Source organism: Rosettibacter firmus, assembly GCF_036860695.1.
GTDB classification, from domain to species: Bacteria; Bacteroidota; Ignavibacteria; order Ignavibacteriales; family Melioribacteraceae; genus Rosettibacter; species Rosettibacter firmus.
In genome coordinates, this window is record NZ_JAYKGJ010000004.1 from 287,487 (window position 1) to 307,224 (window position 19,738).

16 protein-coding genes are annotated in these 19,738 nt (G+C 27.8%); all 16 read left to right on the forward strand.

Going from position 1 to position 19,738, the window contains the following annotated elements; all coding sequences use genetic code 11:
* Nucleotides 1-7 precede the first annotated feature (7 nt).
* The gene (gene asd, locus VJY38_RS13040; protein WP_353681161.1) at nt 8-1,048 is read left to right on the forward strand and encodes an aspartate-semialdehyde dehydrogenase; all 1,041 of its coding nucleotides are present in this window, start codon (nt 8-10) and stop codon (nt 1,046-1,048) included.
* Nucleotides 1,048-1,983 (forward strand): homoserine kinase, encoded by a 936-nt coding sequence (locus VJY38_RS13045; RefSeq protein ID WP_353681162.1) that lies wholly within the window; start codon nt 1,048-1,050, stop codon nt 1,981-1,983. Before asd ends, VJY38_RS13045 begins: the two co-directional genes overlap by 1 nt.
* The gene (thrC, locus tag VJY38_RS13050) at nt 1,980-3,281 is read left to right on the forward strand and encodes a threonine synthase (RefSeq protein WP_353681163.1); all 1,302 of its coding nucleotides are present in this window, start codon (nt 1,980-1,982) and stop codon (nt 3,279-3,281) included. The genes VJY38_RS13045 and thrC overlap by 4 nt, the downstream gene beginning before the upstream one ends.
* A gap of 279 nt (nt 3,282-3,560) precedes the next feature.
* Nucleotides 3,561-4,460, forward strand: a complete 900-nt coding sequence (locus VJY38_RS13055) for a hypothetical protein (protein ID WP_353681164.1) — start codon at nt 3,561-3,563, stop codon at nt 4,458-4,460.
* Nucleotides 4,461-4,492: 32 nt separating this feature from the next.
* Nucleotides 4,493-5,974, forward strand: coding sequence for a hypothetical protein (locus VJY38_RS13060; RefSeq protein WP_353681165.1), 1,482 nt, complete (start codon nt 4,493-4,495; stop codon nt 5,972-5,974).
* 1,435 nt (nt 5,975-7,409) lie between these two features.
* Nucleotides 7,410-8,096 carry a hypothetical protein gene (locus tag VJY38_RS13065; protein ID WP_353681166.1) on the forward strand — a complete coding sequence of 229 codons (687 nt, stop codon included), beginning with the start codon at nt 7,410-7,412 and terminating at the stop codon, nt 8,094-8,096.
* An 8-nt stretch (nt 8,097-8,104) separates the two neighbouring features.
* Nucleotides 8,105-8,725, forward strand: a complete 621-nt coding sequence (locus VJY38_RS13070) for a hypothetical protein (protein WP_353681167.1) — start codon at nt 8,105-8,107, stop codon at nt 8,723-8,725.
* Nucleotides 8,725-9,354, forward strand: coding sequence for a hypothetical protein (locus VJY38_RS13075; protein WP_353681168.1), 630 nt, complete (start codon nt 8,725-8,727; stop codon nt 9,352-9,354). Before VJY38_RS13070 ends, VJY38_RS13075 begins: the two co-directional genes overlap by 1 nt.
* Nucleotides 9,355-9,743: 389 nt before the next feature.
* Nucleotides 9,744-10,322 carry a hypothetical protein gene (locus tag VJY38_RS13080; RefSeq protein WP_353681169.1) on the forward strand — a complete coding sequence of 193 codons (579 nt, stop codon included), beginning with the start codon at nt 9,744-9,746 and terminating at the stop codon, nt 10,320-10,322.
* Between the two features lie 128 nt (nt 10,323-10,450).
* Nucleotides 10,451-11,176, forward strand: coding sequence for a hypothetical protein (locus VJY38_RS13085; RefSeq protein WP_353681170.1), 726 nt, complete (start codon nt 10,451-10,453; stop codon nt 11,174-11,176).
* A 23-nt stretch (nt 11,177-11,199) separates the two neighbouring features.
* Nucleotides 11,200-12,165, forward strand: coding sequence for an FHA domain-containing protein (locus tag VJY38_RS13090; protein ID WP_353681171.1), 966 nt, complete (start codon nt 11,200-11,202; stop codon nt 12,163-12,165).
* A 12-nt stretch (nt 12,166-12,177) separates the two neighbouring features.
* Nucleotides 12,178-13,650, forward strand: a complete 1,473-nt coding sequence (locus VJY38_RS13095) for a PP2C family protein-serine/threonine phosphatase (RefSeq protein WP_353681172.1) — start codon at nt 12,178-12,180, stop codon at nt 13,648-13,650.
* A gap of 12 nt (nt 13,651-13,662) precedes the next feature.
* The gene (locus VJY38_RS13100; protein ID WP_353681173.1) at nt 13,663-15,231 is read left to right on the forward strand and encodes a serine/threonine-protein kinase; all 1,569 of its coding nucleotides are present in this window, start codon (nt 13,663-13,665) and stop codon (nt 15,229-15,231) included.
* Between the two features lie 4 nt (nt 15,232-15,235).
* Nucleotides 15,236-16,378 (forward strand): formylglycine-generating enzyme family protein, encoded by a 1,143-nt coding sequence (locus VJY38_RS13105; RefSeq protein ID WP_353681174.1) that lies wholly within the window; start codon nt 15,236-15,238, stop codon nt 16,376-16,378.
* A gap of 18 nt (nt 16,379-16,396) precedes the next feature.
* Nucleotides 16,397-18,283 (forward strand): PEGA domain-containing protein, encoded by a 1,887-nt coding sequence (locus VJY38_RS13110; protein WP_353681175.1) that lies wholly within the window; start codon nt 16,397-16,399, stop codon nt 18,281-18,283.
* Nucleotides 18,284-18,307: 24 nt separating this feature from the next.
* The coding region (locus tag VJY38_RS13115) for a WD40 repeat domain-containing protein (RefSeq protein WP_353681176.1) at nt 18,308-19,738 on the forward strand (1,431 nt) is incomplete at its 3' end.

The window sequence follows — 19,738 nt, forward strand, 5'->3', positions numbered from 1 at the left end:
GGTTATTATGAATAAACAAAAAATTCCTGTTGCAATATTAGGTGCAACTGGCAGTGTTGGTCAAAGGTTTCTTGAAATGCTTATAAATCATCCCTGGTTCGAAGTTGTAGAACTTGCTGCATCAGATAAATCGGCAGGTAAAAAATATTCAGAAGCTACTAACTGGATAATGCAAACTCCACTTCCAGAAAAATATGCCAATATGATCGTTAAAAAATGTGAACCTAACTTATCTGCAAAGATTGCTTTTTCTGGATTGGATGCTTCGGTTGCAGGAGAAATTGAATCAGCTTTTGCCAGTTCTGGTTATTATGTAATTTCAAATGCAAGAAATCACCGTTTTGATGATGATGTACCACTAATTATACCAGAAGTAAATCCAGATCATCTTCAATTAATAAGAAGTCAAAAATATAAAGGTGGAATTGTAACCAATCCAAATTGTTCTACAATTGGACTTGTACTGGCATTAAAACCTTTAAATGATAATTTTGGTATTGAAGCAGTAAATGTAGTAACAATGCAGGCTGTTTCTGGTGCTGGATACCCAGGTTTGCCAAGTTTAGATATTATTGATAATGTTATTCCATACATCAGTGGCGAAGAAAAGAAAATGGAAACCGAGCCACTAAAAATTCTTGGCAAATTAAATTCGAATAAAATTGATTTTGCAGATATTAAAATTAGTGCACAATGTAATCGTGTTGCTGTAATAGATGGTCATACAGAATGCGTGCAGGTAAAATTAAAAACAAAAACAACAATTGAAGAAATCAAAAAAGTGTGGAAAGAATTTAGATCAATTCCACAAGAATTAGATTTACCAACTGCACCAAAAAATCCAATTGTTTATTTTGAAGAAGAAAAATATCCACAACCAAAAATTCAAAGAAATATAGAGAAAGGAATGGCTACTTCAATAGGAAGATTGCGTGAATGTCCATTATTCGATTTTAAATTTGTTATACTTTCACACAATACAATACGCGGGGCTGCTGGTGGAACAATTTTAATTGCAGAATTAATGAAATCAGAGGGATATTTCTAATGAGCTCAAAAAGTATTAGAGTCTTTGCCCCTGCATCTGTTTCAAATGTAGGTCCCGGTTTCGATATGATGGGCTTTGCTCTTTACGAACCCGGCGACGAAATCATTGTAAAGAAAAATAATTCCAAAGAATTAAAAATTATTAAAATTGATGGCGATAATGGAAATCTTCCACTTGAAATAGATAAAAACACAACTACAGTTGCAATTAAATCTCTTCTTGAAAAATATGATTTAAAAGTTGGTCTCGATATTTTTATAAACAAAAAAATGGGAATAGGAAGTGGACTGGGCTCGAGTGCTGCAAGTGCTGTGGCTGGAGTCTTTGCAGTAAATGAACTCCTTGACTTAAAGCTTTCTAAATTAGATTTACTTGTTCATGCAATGGCTGGAGAATTTGTTGCAAGTGGAAGCATTCATGCAGATAATGTTGCACCATGCTTATTTGGTGGATTTGTATTAATAAGAAGTTATAATCCACTCGATATTATTCAAATTGATTATCCTAAAAATTTATATTGTAGTATAGTTTATCCAGATATTGTAATTAAAACCAAAGAAGCAAGAAAAATATTAAGCAAAACAGTCAAACTTAAAACTGCAATAGCTCAGGCTGGAAATGCATCTGGATTAATAATTGGTTTGATGACAAAAAATTTTGAATTAATCAGTCGCTCGATAATTGACTTAATTGCAGAACCAAAACGGGCAAAGTTAATTCCATGTTATAATCGCGTTAGAAAAGCAGCTCTCGATAATGGTGCATTAAATTGCAATATAACTGGCTCTGGACCATCAATGTTTGCTTTTTCTACATCTGCAAAAGATGCCGAACGAATTGCCGATGCAATGCTCAAAGCTGTAATCCAATCTGGATTAAATGGAAAAAAATACATTTCAAAAATTAATAGTAAAGGACCAATAATATTAGAATGAAATATTATAGCACAAACAATAAGAATCTTATTGTTAATTTCGAAACTGCAGTAATGCAGGGATTGGCAGAAGACGGTGGTTTATTTATGCCAGTTAGCTTTCCGAAAATTGATAATGAGTTTATTCAATCAATTGAAAAATATTCATTTCAGGAGATTGCTTTCAGAATAGCCAAATTATTTATTGATGATGAAATTTCTGAAAGCAATCTTTATGATATAATTTCAAACTCAATTACTTTTCCTGCACCTCTTGTTCAGATTGGAAAAAATTTATATGTACTTGAATTGTTTCATGGTCCCACACTTGCATTCAAAGATTTTGGTGCTCGATTTATGGCTAAAACAATGGGACATTTTGTTGCTAAAAGAAATATTCAATTAAATATTCTTGTAGCTACTTCTGGCGATACAGGAAGTGCTGTTGCTCATGGTTTTTATGATACACCTGGAATAAATGTTTTTATTCTCTATCCAAAAGGAAAAGTAAGTTTCATTCAAGAAAAACAATTAACAACTTTAGATAAAAATATAATTGCTCTTGAAATTGATGGAACTTTTGATGATTGTCAGAGATTGGTAAAAACAGCATTTGTTGATAAAGATTTAAACAAAAAATTAAATCTCACATCAGCAAACTCAATCAATATATCTCGATTGCTTCCCCAGGCATTTTATTATTTTGAAGCTTATAAACAGATAGTAAACAAAAATAATCATTCAATATTTTCTGTACCATCTGGTAATCTTGGAAATCTTACAGCAGGATTAATAGCAAAAAAAATTGGTTTGCCAATTTCAAAATTTATTGGAGCTGTTAATTCTAACAAAGTTTTTGCCGAATTTCTTCATACAGGAATTTTTAATCCCAGATCTTCAATTCAAACATTATCAAATGCTATGGATGTTGGAAATCCGAGCAATCTTATAAGAATAAGAGAAATTTATTCAGACATACTGAAAGATATGCAAAACGATATTTATTCTAACTCGTACGATGACAATCAAACAAGAAAAGGAATAAAAGAAGTTTATGAAAATTATAAATACATAATCGATCCACATGGTTCTGTGGGATATTTAGCATTAAAAGATTACATAAAATTTAATCAGCAATTTAATGGTGTTATTCTTGAAACAGCTCACCCTGCAAAATTTAAAGATGTCATAGAAGAAGAATTAAATATTGAAATAGAAATTCCAGAAAGATTAGCTGTTTGTTTAAATAAAGAAAAAAGAACTGTAGAACTTAGTTCAAAGTATGAAGATTTGAGGGAGTTTTTAATGGGACGTGATTAAAAATTTTTTAATTATTGTCTTTAGACAATACAGTTAACAGTAAATTTTTCTTGTTTTTAATCGCTCCCATATATATATTATTATGAATTATATTTAACAAAGCGAGGGTAATCCAGGATTAAGTCAGAATGCCCTTATAACTGGATTATGATAAATATTAAAAAAAATCTTAGAGAGCATCTTTTAAAGTTATTAAACAAAAAAATATCTCACTACGAATGCTCAGAATTGATAAGCTTCTCTAAAAATTTGATTATACCTTATTTAATGCATACAAAAATGCCTTTCCTTAAACTTTCGAGTATGCACGGACTTGATGTAAATGATCTTGCTGTAGATATTCTGGGAGAAATTTTTAGACAGGATAACAATGGTAATTTTATTAATCTAATTAAATTCAGATCAAAATTATATGATGAATTAGAAACAATTAACGAAAATAATCTTTTCTTTGCTTATCAAAGTTTTTTGAGAACAGTTTCAGACACTCATATAGCAAGACTTTATGCAGAATTAGATCCCAATGGTTTTAAAATTCAAAGAAATATTAAAGAATCATTACCTAATGAAAATCTCGGGATAAGAAAGAACATCCTTGGCACAATGATTTATGTGCTGAACTATGAAACTAATGATCATCTACCCTATATATATTTAGAAGATTTTGAAAAAGAATTTTTAACAAGAGTTATTGAAAAATTATCTACTCGTGAACTACTCAACATTATTTATTTAATATTGCTTGATGTGAAAGAATACAGAAAAGAGATTACTTTAACAGATACTGTATACTTGTTTAAAAAATATTACGGAATAGAAAGTGTAATACAAAATGGAGATGAATTTGATATAGTTCCTTCAAAATCGACCATTGAGGAATATGAACTACAAAACATATATGATGAAGTGATCAAGAAAATTAAACTCAAAATCTTTACTGATTATTATTCAAAAGGAAAATTAAGTATAGAACAGTCCAAATCATTAATCGATACTATTAATGACATAACATATGACTTATTATTTACAGGTCAAAACAATACTTCATATTATAATTATTTGTATAAACATTTGCATATAAATAAAGAAGAGTACAACAATAAATTCAAATCGAAATTAGAATATTTAGTTAAATTAGTACATTGTGAGATTAAAAATTACTTTTTTGCAAAAGACTAATTCCTTAAACAAATTATTTCGGATAAATTAATATGCATAAGAAGGAATCTAATTTGCATATAGAAGAAAAAGTAATCGAATTATTTGCTTATGATCCTTCTCTTTTTGATGAAAAAGAGAATTTAAAAATTACTGCACACTTAAGCGAATGCGAATATTGTCACGACATTTATAAAACTTACCAAAATATTTACCATCATATTTCGTTCTCACAAATAAAACCAGACGAAAATGATTTGTTATTTGCTGAAAGAATTATAAATAATTTAAAGCCTAAAAATAATTTTAAACAATTAACTCAAAAAAGCACTCTTGTCAAAATTGAAAATGGTGATTACAAAATAATTACAAGACCTAAACTATTTTCACTACAGGGATTTACTTACATAATAAGAAATTATCCCTTTCAAACAGCAGGATTTATCTCAATAGTTGCTTTACTGTTTATTTTAAGTACATTTTTGTTTATGAAACCCAATAAAGATTTAAATCCAGTTCATCTTAGAATAAAAAATGAAAAACTTATTGCATATAATAAGTCTGGTGAAATATTGTGGTCTAAAATTGCAGATTTTGGAACCGATTCGATTGAGATATTAATGGCTCCCCCACATTATTTTATGAAAAAAGCGATTGGTATTTTTGATATTGACGGTGATGGGATGAATGAAGTTTTAATTTCAGGTAATATTCCCAATACGGGATATTATAGTTTTGATTCTCTGTATTGTATTAACTATGATGGAAAGGTAAGATGGGTTGCTTATTCTGAAAGCAAAAAATTTAACTATGCTCCCAAATGGAAAAGAACACACTGGAAAATAGATCATTTTTTAACAGTTAAGAAAAAAGATAAAACTCTACTGGTAGTTACAGCCTGCGACAGAACTTATGGGGGAGCCATTATATCAACTTTAAATCCCTTTACAGGGGAAGTAACTTCAACAATTTACCATTCTGGTCATATCGCTTCTGCTAAAAGTATAGATATTAATGAAGATGGTAATGAAGAATTAATCCTGGGTGGAATTAGCAGTTACTACAAACCCTTTATAATGGTTCTGGAACAGGAAAAATTTATGGGTGTAATGCCTGATTTTTATTCAAGCGGACATTCAGTGCGAGGAAATGCAAGTTATTATATTTTACTACCAATTACAGAAATAAGTAAATCATCTCAAAAATCGAAAACTTCTGTAACAGTAGAAGAAATTATTAAATCAAATGATACTGGCTTTATTGCTGTTATTAATGAAGCAACATCTATGGAAAATGAATCTCCAATCTTGATATATTCTTTTGATAAAGATCTTAGATTAAGATATATTTCAGCAAATCCAACATATCTCACGAAATTTGAGAGACAGAAAAAAATCAAAATTACATCATCTGAAATAATCAATAATTACCTTTCAACCTATAAAGATTCACTTTTATACTGGAACGGAGATGACTTCGTAAATTATCCTGCTAAAAACAAATATTGGGATCAAAAATTCCAACTACCAAAGTAAAAATATATCCAGGTTTTAATTAACTTCCTAAATTTTTCTGCAAAAGAGGGTTTCCCTGAAAAATTATAAATTTATTTCCGATTTTAGATAAGCATTAAATATTCGAAGACTTGATTTATGGGAATACAACAAAGTACTACTTTGATTTAAAGAATCATATAATTAAACATAGAAGGTATTATATATTAAAAAAGTATTACAAAATTTTAGTTTTTGCTTAACTCGACAGTTTTCTAATAAACAGTTCAGTAATGCTTGTAAAAATATTTTGCATAGAAAAATGAATTTATAATGGTTGCATTGGTTAGCATTATCAGTCAAATGTGCTAATCTAAATACCAATTAAGAAAGAGCGGTTTTTATTGTAAGGGACTAAGGAGTTATGTTTCTAATCTTCAATATTGAAAGAAACGATGACATTATAAAATTAAGATTCATAAGCAAGAATTTTGGAAATTATTTTCAGCCATATATTTTCAAAAAGATCATTCTAAATCTAAAAAACAACAAAATACATAAATTACATTTATTGAAGAAAAGATCTATGATTAATATTCTCCATCAAAATCTATATAAGAAAAATAAACTTTTTTCGTTGATTTTTTTTATAAGAGTTAATAAAAACAATGCAATATTTTATAAATGCTTTTAAGCTTATTAATTTTATATTTATTAATTTTATATACATTTATATCCTCAAAATAAGTTATAAAGTCAATCTTAGTGAAATTTCATAGAGAATCCCAGACTTCGTTATACCTTTTGTTAATTAAGTTTTAATTCCGATTTAAGAGTTCTTTCTAAATATTCTACTGATCCCGATTATCATTACCTCTTCCAATTTTTCTAATAATGATTGTACAGTCTAACAATTTATATCCTGCCTTACGTCAGTCAGGTTTGTAACTCATCTTTGTTCTTTTATAGCTCTGTCTTTGCTCACACATAATCAGGTTCTGAGTGAACTCGTTTAAGCTTTCTATAGTACTTATCTTGTTCTATTTCTTCAATTAGATAACTACATTTTCTCTTTTGTGCCATTGATAACATTGTATTAATGTATATTTTTCCAAAGGTCTCCTCTATGGTTTACTTTAAATCTTTTCAACAATCTATTATAGATAAAATTCTTTCCTGTAATCTGAAGTCTCTTTTTTATCTTAACCCAGTGGTATTTTATTCTCATAACTTGAAAAAAGTAAAATTGTTATTCCCAGTACTATTACTACATTATCTTTCGAGATAGAATTATCATCTTAGAGATTAATTATTTTTAAGTTTTGTTTTAGTTAATCAAACCTAATTTTGGGGTAGTCTCTATTTTTTTATACCTAATTTCAAATAAGAATAAATTTCCACTTTTATTTTTTTACAATTCTTTTCTGCATAAAGAAATATTTGAGTAAATATTATATGTATAAATAAGCAACGATGTATGAATAGATTATTTTTTATTGTCACATATAGACTTTTCTATATAGTAATACTTTTTATGTCTTCAAATTTTTCCATTGCTCAATATTACTCAAAACCCGAGTGGGTAAATAACCCCCCAGAAGGATATTATAATTACTATTTTGTGGGATTTGGCATTAATCAAGATTATCAGAAGTCATTCCAATACGCTATAGCTAATGCTACACAAAAATTTTTAAATAAATACAAAGTTGAAAGTTTTACTATTATTGATAAAACTCCAATTGCAGACAGATCAAGAGTAGTTATTAAAGTAAAAGGGGAGGAAAAAACACTTTTCCTGAAGATAGTTGACTCATATGTAGAATATACTCTTGCAGGATATAAGACTTATGTTTTAGTAAGTTCACCAAGAGAAAGTGAAAATGTTAAAGAACTCCCGTCAAACACAGGAGCACTTTTTAGGTCAATGATAATACCTGGATGGGGTCACTTTTATAAAAATCATAAAGAACGTGGATTATTATTTTTACTTTTTGAGGGAATAGGATTAGGAATCAGTACTATATTTTATAAAAATGCTATAACTCATAACAATGAACAATTAAAAACAAAATCAAGTATTATTTTAGGTATTACATTGGGTCTTCATATTTTAGGGATTATTGATAGCTATACTATAGAACCTAATATTATTTATAAATAGGGGGGAAAATGAAAAAGAGTATTTTGATTGTGTCTTCTCTTGTAATCATTTTTATAATTAATAATTGTTCCTCAAGTAGAATAGAATCCGAAAATATCCCTGGATCCAAAGTAATTTTCGCAACCAGCAGCGAAACAGAACCTGAATGGGTAAAAAGTGGAAAAATCTTTTGGTATGAACCAAAAGACGAAAAATATTATATAGTTGGTATTGCAAATAATCAATCTGATGTAGGATTTGGTGCTGCTATTGCCCAAGCTTATGCATTAAAAAACCTAGCTCAAAAGATACAAACAATTTTTAATTCAAATTTTGCATTAATAGAAGTCGGGAATTCCGAAGACATCCATAATCTAAGTGAATTATTAATTTCTGTTATAACAAAAAATATTCAGATGTCTGTTGTGATGAGCGAACAGTACTGGAAAGAATGGCAAATGAATAATGGGTACCAAATAAAGCATGTTTATGATATATACACATTAAATCAAATTACAAAAAAAGATTTAGAAAGAGCAATTTCGTTAGCAATTGAAAGCTCAAAAAATAATGTAATAAATCCAGATTTAAGAACTCGCCTAGATAAATTTAAACAAGAAGTCCAGAGTAACCTTAATAATCAAAATTAATGAGACTCTTATTTATTATAATAGTTTTTCTTCTGAACGTTTTATATGCTCAAGAGAATTCATCTTATTCAAGGGCATACATAGGTTATTCAGCTGAACTGATTACATATCAAATTACAGAAAACGAAGCTTATTCTTTAGCAAAGGGAACAATTCCTTCACCTGTACCCTTTATTTTAAATAATTTTGAAATCGGATACTGTTCTTTTAGTGAATGGTTATTGTTAGGAATATATGGAGGAATTAGTTTAGGTAAACCTACAGGTATAATAAGTGTTACAAAGTCCAACATAAATTTTGAAATTGGGTTACATGGTGAATCTATAGATATTTACACGGGATTAAAAGGTTTTGTTCTAATAAATCTGACTCAAAAAGGAATTTTAGTTAATAATTTATCTGACACTAATGTGTCATATAAAAATAGTCAAATTTTTGGATATGCTGTGGATATTGGCATTAGAGCATTTCTAACTAAAAAATTAATGCTCACTGCAGAAGGAGCAATAAATTTTTTTATAAATGGAAATATACATAAAGAATGGTATTCAACAGGAGTTTTAGTTCCATACAATTCGTTAATATTTGATACTTACTCCTTTAAATTTGGTTTTGGAATAATACTATAAAATTTATATCGCTGCTATTGAATGATTTTTAGCAAAAAATATTCTATGGGGGATAAATTTTTTTCCGCAAACCTTATAATATGTATCAATTTATATATTGGATAAAATGAAAAATAAGTAGATAACTTTTTATTATGATTTAAAAACTAACAGGTTTTATAAAGACATTTTAGAATTCAGTAAATCTTTTTCTTAAAAGTTACTGTGTGTATTAATAGATATTAATTCGCTAAATTTTAATAAATCTATAATAAAACAAAAACTTAGCAATTAAATTGAACTGTGATTTTAAGTTAATTATTAAGTTCTTTGTATGTGCTTACATATTACATTTTGAGGTTTTTCGAAAGTCATTCTGCAGCATATAATTTTTTTATAGGAGGTCTTATATGCGACCTGAATCTTTTTTTACTTTCTTATTCCCTTTAATAGAAGAGTTTTCTAAAGGAAAACCCATCAAAAATATTATGGCTTTAATTTTTATAATTATTGGGATAGTATTATTTGCAAGTGGAGTTTTTATTTTAGTTAATTTTTGGAGTTCAGCACCAGATTTTGGTACTATATTAGGTTTATTAATCCTGTCCATTTCAATAATGCTCACCTTTCAAATCTGGTTTTATCGAGCAAGTGAGATCTACAATTTAAATTACCCAAAATATTTTATGATACCCATTGTTGAAAAATTTATAAGAGCCTTAGGAGAAAGTATTGCATTTTTGTTATTGGCAAATGGTATTGCAGGTATGTTCATCTTTTGGTTTTCTAAATATGCACAAGAGATTTATAAATATTTAACATTAATACCATCATTTTTTATCCCAGAAAATACTTTTCTTGCTGGATTATTATTTCTCATTTTTAATGTACTCTGCTCAATAATAATTCTTGGTTTTTATTACCTAATAGCAGAACTTATTATAATTATTGTTGACATTGAAAATAATACAAGAATAAAACATAGTTAAGCTATGACAAAAAATCTCAGTAAAAAAATATTTTTAATTTTTGTTTTATGTTTTCAAATATCAACTTATGCTTTTGAAAATGAATTCATACTTTTTTTTTAACGTATATAAATCGTGAACTTGTAATTATGCCGGTGGTATTAGTTAATAACAGAGAATTAATTAAACCACCAGAAATCTATTTTGGCAGGTTAAACAGAGAATGTATTGAATTTGCAAATAAATACTATAATTTAGGTCAATCTTATTATAAAGCTAATAATGGGCTTCCCTTTGAATTAGTTTCAGTTAATGAAGAATTTGATTCTAAAAAATATTACATACCAGAATTATGCATTGCACCTCTCTATATTAAAGTATTTTACTTGGGGAACACATTACCTTATACATCTCTTGTAACTAATTCTATGACTATAGCAAATCAATGTGTAAATAAAAAAAATGTTGATAAAAGATCTAAAAGCTTACTTCTGAAAATTGTACAAGAAAAAATTATGCTAAATAATTTAGAAATCGTAAATGCAATAGAGACAGAGTTTTATAAAAACAACAAGTTATTTCTTTTGTGGATAAATCAAAGATATGAAAATAAATTAAAAAAATATCTGGTATTTATAGAAAAATATAAAGGTGACTATAATGTTGTTTCTGTAGACTCATTGTTTAATAGTCAAAATGGATATACAACATTTACTGAAAAGTTTCTACTGGATGTAATTGATATAGATAATGATAAATTCAATGAGATTATATTTTATTATAATGATGACAAAGAAATATACGGCTTTCAGATTTATAAAAAATCTTGGAATAATTGGATTCTTTATTATGAAACTAAATATGGTTGTTATTAAATAAAAATTATTTGAGGTAAAAAATGAAAATAATTGTAACAATAATATTTACAATAATATCATTACAGGTATACGCCCAACTTACACCTGTAGAGAATATTATTGCTAATTCACAAGATTATATAGGTAACACAGTCACTACTCAAGGGTTAGTTGTTATATATCAGAAAGGTTCCGGAAATACCAACTATTATATACTACGAGGTAATTATGGTGGATTAATTAGAGTAAACACTGCTGAAGAACCACCTGATATTAATAAAATTTACAAAGTTGAAGGCATAGTATATTATGATGTGAATACCAGATCTCCTTTTATTAGTGAGAGGAAAAAATATCCTTTAGAAGAGAACAAACAAGAAGAAAAATTAGTACAAAGTGAAAATGCTTATAAAACGCAATCTGTGGGACCTCAAAAAAAAGAAAGTGCTCAACAATTAATTGGTTTAGCAATATTACTTATCATTCTTTTATCTGTTTATATTTTTACAAAGCAAAAGCAATTAATAAAATCTTCCGCAGCTGTTTCATCTGGAGTTTCAAATTTAAATGCACCTCAATTTGAATATGATCAGGAGCCCGTTAATGAAAAGATATCTGATTATGAATTCAAGACTATCAAAATAACAACCGAAAGTCCAAAGACATTGAAATTTATACCTGGTAAATTAACAATAATTTCTGGTGATGACATCGGCAAATCATTTAAAATAGCTGGATATCCAACTAATGAAGGTAATATTGTAACAGTAGGTAGACAAGAAATACGAGGCGAAAGAGCTTATAGTCATATACAATTAATTCAAAAAACTGTTTCACGTAAACAAGCAGAGATTATTCAGCAAGGAGACAAGCTGTATATAAAAAATCTTAGTGAAACTAATCCTACCCAAATCAATGGTTTAGAACTTAAACCATTAGAAAAATCGGAATTAAATCCCGGAGACATTATTAGATTTGGCGAACTGGAATTAAAATATGAATTATGATTTAAGGGCAAAATGTATAAAGTAGATATAGCATTAAAAAGTATAAAGGGGAAAAGAGCAAATAACCAAGATTATTGTATTGCAAAAAAATTAAGTAAAGGTGTTTACTTTTTTGCAGTTGCCGATGGAATGGGAGGAACCGTTGGCGGTAAAATTGCAAGCAAATTGGTGATCGAAAATGCAATCCAAGTCCTAAATGAAGAATTATATAATAATCCAACATTGAAAGACTTAAAACTTGTATTAGAACGAATATTTTTAACCTCTCAAAAAGCTATAGCAAAAAAAATAAATACCACACCATCTTTAATGGGAATGGGTACTACATTAACCTGCATTTTAATTTATGGAAACAAATTTGTTTGGGGAAATATCGGAGATAGTAGAATTTATTTATTCCGTGAAAATAATTTTTCTCAAATAACAGTGGACCATACTTTTGTTAATAATAATAAAAATGACCCTGCATTATTTAATACCCAATTATATAAAAATTTTCTTCAAAGAGCTTTAGATGGCGGTAATGATCAACCGGATATTTTCCCATTAAATGAAGATTATGAAATACTTGAAGATGGTGATATTTTTTTGCTTTGTTCAGATGGATTGGTCATAAATAAATCTTTGAATACTACTCAAATTAAAGAACAGCTTGAAAATGCTCCTACATTAAAAAAAGCATGTAATTATTTAGTAAAATATGCTTTAGATAATAATTCAAACGATAATATATCTGTAATATTAGTTGGTATAGGAAATTACAAAACTAAAATTGGAAAGAATAAAAAAAATAGATTTTATTTAATAATTAAAGACAAAAAAAATATATCAAACTTATTAACAATTCTAATATTTTTATCAACTATACTTCTTATTGTTTATTTAACTTCTTTCAACACCTCAGTAGAAAGTGAACCTCAAAAATCTAATAAAAAAATAAGAATTGATACTTTAGTTGAAAAACCAATCTCAAATAATAGTATCTCGTACAACTACAATGTAGATTGGGATAAGTTTTACAATAATCAATTACCAAATCTAAACTTAACAGAAGAAAATTTATTAAAGAAAAATTATTCATTTTCAGATACAAAAATAGAACGCAATAAAAAAATCCATAATCGTTCAAGCAAAAAAGAAAAACTCGATTTAAAAAGTATTAACATTAAGCCACTGGAAAAAACTAATACTTTTGAACAAATAAAACCCAATAAATTACTTACTTATGGAAATGAAAAAAGCAATACTTCAATGGAAGATTTGCAATCTTTTGACAACGATAGTGAATTTAAAACTATCCTGCAGAAACTTGATAATTTAATTAATTCGAAGAATAAGAAAAAATCTGAACAACTTTTGTTTGAATCCATAGAAAAATATCGTAAGGAATATGACTCAACTTCTGATCAAAATATAAGAATCAATATTGTAAACAAAATAAAAATTCTACAAAATAAAGCAAAAGAAATTAGAAGCCTCAGATGAAAATAAAAAATTATGATTGGATTTGGGAAAAAAACAAAAAGATGTCCATATTGCTCGGAATTAATACTGGAGACAGCCATAAAATGTCGTTATTGTGGAAGCTATTTAGGTAATGATAACTTACATTTTGAACCCTTCACATTTATTAGTTTAGCTTTATCATCAAAGTTCAAAATTATAAATGAAATAGGGCATGGTGGGACAGCAACAGTATATAAAGCTATTGATTACAAAAGAGAACAAAATGTAGCTCTTAAAATTATACAACCTCATTTACTAAACGATAAAGAATTAGTTGATAGATTTCATAGAGAAGCACAAATATGCTCTACACTAAATCATTATAATATTATAAAAGTCTACGATGAAGGTATTGAGAATGGGATTCATTATATGGAAATGGAACTCTTGGAAGGATATGACTTACACAAGAAAATAAAAAATGAGGGACCTCTAACTATAAACGAATTCTATAAAATATTTCTTCCCATTGCAGATGCTTTAAGTTATATACATAGTAAAGGATTAATACATAGAGATATTAAAAGCAGCAACATTTTTATTACAAAAGAAAATAGAACGGTGTTAATGGATTTTGGAATTGCATTTTCTAACAATTATGGACAACTAACAATGCCAGGTTTTTTATTAGGAACTCCAGAGTTTATGAGTCCAGAACAAGCTGAAGGAAAAGAAATAGACTCGAGCAGCGATATATATTCATTGGGCGTTGTAATGTATTATTCTCTTTCAGGAAAATTACCCTATTTTTCTGATAACCCTGTAGCTACTATTTCTAAAATTATAAATGAGGATTATATCCCATTAAGAAATATAAATCCAGATATACCAGAATATATAGAAAAAATTATAGATAAATGTCTTATAAAAGATAAAAAAGATAGACTCCAGTCTAGTAACGATTTAATATCTTTACTTAAAACACACAATATATATAGTAATTTTCCGGTAGAGTACGATAGTGAAAAAACAATAAAAATTAACCTTCAAGACATTGAGAATTATAAAATCTCCAATGTTCAACAAAAAAATTCTAAATATAGTTCTACTGTAACAAATGAAATTACTGCAGAAGATAAAAAATTAAAAAATATTCAAAGATTTTTATTGGTTTCAATAGGAATAATTATTTTTTCAATGATTACACTACAGATGCTTAATGATAAACCTTATAAAAATATTGAAGAAGAATTACCATTAAATAATAAATACGGGCAAAATAATAATTCTATATACAATTACGAAAAGAGTTATATTGATTCTTCTATAAAGACTGAAGTCCCCAAATCGAATCCCAAGCCAACTTACGATACTGTTACTACTACTTCTAATGTTCAGTTATCACAAGATAATTTATCAAAAAATACTATAGTGCCAGATTTAATAGGAATGGATATAGAATCTGCTAAAAGTGTTCTTAAAACAAACAAACTTAATATTGGTACGATTGATAAAATTCCAAATCCTACAAAACTTAATATTGTTCTAAGACAAATTCCAAAAGCTGATAGCAAAGTAAAAGAAGGGACTCGGATAAATTTAATTATTGGAGGTGAATAGGAAAATGATAAAGAGAATTTTGTTTTATATTCTAATTTTGTTCACTATTAACAAGTTTTACGCTCAGGAATTTATAGGAGTATATAGTAAACTACAACATGACTTATTTATTAATTATAAAAAACCCATTGGCTTAGCTATACTTAAATTTGAAGGTTCTGATGATTTTGATATTAAACTGATTGATAAATTAAAATCTAACACTGTTTTTTTTGAAAATTTTGAACTATTCCCTCAAGAAATTCTTGAAAGACAAAAATCTAAATTATCTTTAAAATCTATTGACCCAAACGATTCGAAAGTATTAAAGGTACTAAAAGATATACTCGAAATAAGTTTAATTGTAACCGGCCAAGTTTATAATTCTGACAGCATGAAGTTAGATTTAATTAATACTGATGGCAGTATAATTTTTTCTTCTGTTTACAAAAAAACACAAAATTCAACAATTGTTAACGATATTGTAAAATTATTTTTTGAAAATGTAATAACTATATATTATAAAGCTCCACCTAGCGGTATGATTTTAGTTGAAGGAGGTGAATTCATTATGGGAAATAATGAAGGTGAGCCAGATGAAAAACCAGCACATAAAGTAAAAGTAAATAATTTCTATTTAGATATTTATGAAGTATCCCAAAGGGAGTTTGAAAATGTTATGGGATATAATCCATCAATTAACAAAAACCCTGATGCGCCGGTTGAAAATATCACCTGGTATGAAGCAAACGAGTTTGCAAAAAAAGTTGGAAAAAGATTACCTACAGAAGCAGAATGGGAATTTGCAGCAAGAGGAGGAAAAAATACGAATAATATTTCAATAGATAGTATGATTAATAAGATCTACTATTTAGCTAATTCAAATGGTTCAGCTCATATCAATAAAGAAGCTAAGTATCCCAATGAGCTTGGTATTTATAACATGCTTGGAAATGTATGGGAATGGTGCTCGGATTGGTATAGTAAAGACTATTATTCAATAAGTGAGTATGATAATCCTAAAGGCCCTGATAAAGGGATGTATAAAGTAATAAGAGGTGGGGGCTGGACAAGTAATATCGAAAAATGCACAGTTTACTTTAGAAATTCATTAATGCCAAATAGCAAAGGTCCAAGTGTGGGTTTTAGATGTGCAAAGGATTTATAAATTATAATTGAGACAATCATGAAATTACTTCTAAAAATCTTATTAATAACAATTTCTATTAACATAACCATAACGAGTCAAACAAAAAAACTCGCTCTTGTAGATGTACCCCAACCAATTCCTTATGAGTATTTTCAATATATTGCTAAAAATGTTTCAGCTAAAGATTTATATGGAATATACTTCTTAACCAACATTAAGGATTTAAGATTTGGTCCCCCTAATTCTATATTAAAATCCTTCTATGTAATGGGAGGTTATATAGTTTTCATAAATAAAAATTCAACTAGAATAGAAATAACCTCTAATATATACAAAAGTTTAATTATTGATTTTTTAGTATATGGTCTGCAATTCGCTCAAAGTAATTATTGGCTTATTAAAATATCAGAAGAAAATTACAATACATTATCTTTGGTCTTTCTGGGAACGAATAAAAAAAATTACGATTTATTTATTGATGGTATAAAAAAGGAAAAAAACAAATCTTATTTTCTTTTAACTAAAGGTTATCATAATATTACTTACACAGATAAAAATGTAATAAAACTAAGTGATACAATTAAAATATTAAATTCAGAAGAAAATTTTACATTCAATTTTTCAGAGATTTTTTCTGAAAAAATTATTATTAAAACCAATCCATCTGGAGCAAGAGTATTCATAAATGGAATAGAAGAAAGTAAATCTAATTTAACTACCTTTAGAAATCCAGGTAAATATAAAATAAAACTTGTTTTGAATGGATATTACACTATTGATGATTACATAGAAGTAAAAAAAGGGAAAAATAATACCTTCAATTATCTTTTTACAAAAAGTCTGGCAAGTCTAAAAATTGATACTGAACCCGAAAACGTAAATATTACAATAAATGGAAAACCTATAAACGAAAAAGATATTGAATTTGATGCTCTCGGCACATATGTATTAGAAATTGAAAGGCCACAAATTAAGAAAATAGTAGATACTATCGTGGTTAATAATGGTGATAGATTAAGAAAAAAATATAATTTATTGATGCCTCTCGGTACTTTGCTTCTAATAATTAATCCAAGTGATGCTATTTTGAAGATTGATGGAAAAGAGATTGAGAAAAAAGACACACTGAAATTGGAAGAAGGAACTTACAATATAATGATAGAAAAGGATGGATATGAAAAATTCAGTGAACCCATCCACATAAAAGCAAATGAAATAAAAAAGAGAGTCATTAATCTTAAATCAATTTATGGATATCTATACATCACAGTTACCGCCCCCGGTTATAGAATTAATATAATTAAAGATAATAAGGTCATAAAAGAGGTATACAATAGAAATTTTGCAGATAGTTTATTAGTGGGGAAATATTTACTGGAAGTAACTTCGGGATCGAAATTTTATCCTTTTGTAGATACAATTGTTATCAGTAAAAATGTAACAAAAACAATCAATGTTAACTTAAAATTAAGGGATAGTTATGATGTAAATATAGTCAAAGTACTAACTCAAGGTAATGCAATTAAAAATTTAAGATTTCAGAAGAAAGGTTATTACTATGAAATTAATTATGACTTAAGTGATAACAACGATACAAAATACAATGTTAAACTATACTTAGTTGATAAATCACAAAAATATGAAAGACTGGTACCCTTAGAACACGTTTATGGTGATATTAATGAAGTGAAAGGTCCAGGTAAAAATAAAGTTATTAGATGGGATTTTATTAATGAATATCCTCAGGGTATAGAGAATAATAATTTATACCTTCTCCTTAAATCTGAAGTAATTAAGAAAAGAATACCGTGGTATATATATACTGCAATATTAGGGGGAACTGCTACTTATTTTATAATAAAAGGGAAACCACAAATTAATGTTGAGAAAGATAAATTACCACCTCCTCCTAAAAGACCATAAGTAAAATAATTTTATGTAATGAGTATGAATAAAAGATCAATTTTACTTTTATTTTTTTTCATATTAATGAATCACATTTGGGGACAAACCAAATGGTCTGAACTATGGTCGGGGTCACATCAATCGACAATAAATTGTGTGGTATTTTCACCCAATGACTCTATGATTGCTTCCGCAAGTAATGACAATTTAGTAAAAGTATGGAACGCTAACAACGGAAAATTATTATTCACATTACAACACTCGAATTGGATTAATATTGTAAAATTTAGCTATGATGGGCATTATATTGTTACAGGGAGTAAAGATAAAACTATTAAAGTATGGAATGCTACTAATGGTCAGCTTTTATGGATAGGATATCATTATGACCAGATTAATTCACTATCTATAAGTAACGATAATAAGTTTTTAGTATCGGGAAGTAACGATAATCTATTAAAAGTATGGGATCTATCTAAAGGAACTTTGAAATGGACGGGTTCACATTTAGGTGCAGTAACATCGGTTAAATTTAGCAGAGACGATTCAAAGATTGTATCTACAGGTAACGATAAAAAAGTTAAGGTTTGGGATGCAATATCAGGAAACTTAATTTGGGAAAGAGAACATATTAGAGCTGTTAATATATTAGCCGTTAACAAAATTTATGATATGTTGGCAACAGCAAGTATTGACGGGACTATATCTGTCTGGAATTTGAATACTGGTTATAAATTCTGGGAAGGAAAACATTCAGGTTATATTTATACTCTTGAATTCAGCAATAATGGTAACCTTCTTATATCAGGTGGAGATGATTATAAAATTAAAGTTTGGAATACTGAGTCGGGAAATTTAATCTGGTCTAATACACATAATGCTTCTATACATGCATTGTCAATAAGCAAGGATGATTCTAAAATAGTAACAGGTTCTTGGGATAAAACAATAAAAATATGGGAATTAAACTCTGGTAATTTATTATTTATTGGTAATATTACAAGCTTTGTTGAAACAGTTGAATTTAATAGTACAGGCGATATAATTGCTACCGGAAGTGATGATGGACTCTTAAGAGTGTGGACAAGCAAATTGATCATTGAATTAACATCACCTAAAGGAGGTGAAATATACTACATAAATACTGAAGTAACGTTATCATGGAAAACAATAAATGTTGATTTTATAAATCTCGAATACTCAACTGATAACGGTGAAAACTGGAATTTAATAGTTTCAAACTACGCTTCAAATATTGGTTTCTATATATGGAGACCCAATATAATTTCTAATAAATACAAAGTAAAAATAAGTGCATCAAATAATCCTTCTGTCTATGATATAAATGATAGCACTTTTTTTGTCATATCCAATAAAAACATAAAATTAAATTCCCCGAATGGGGGAGAAGTATGGAGAGCAGGAAGTCAACAACAAATACGATGGAGTAGTTCTAACATTGCTTATATTAAA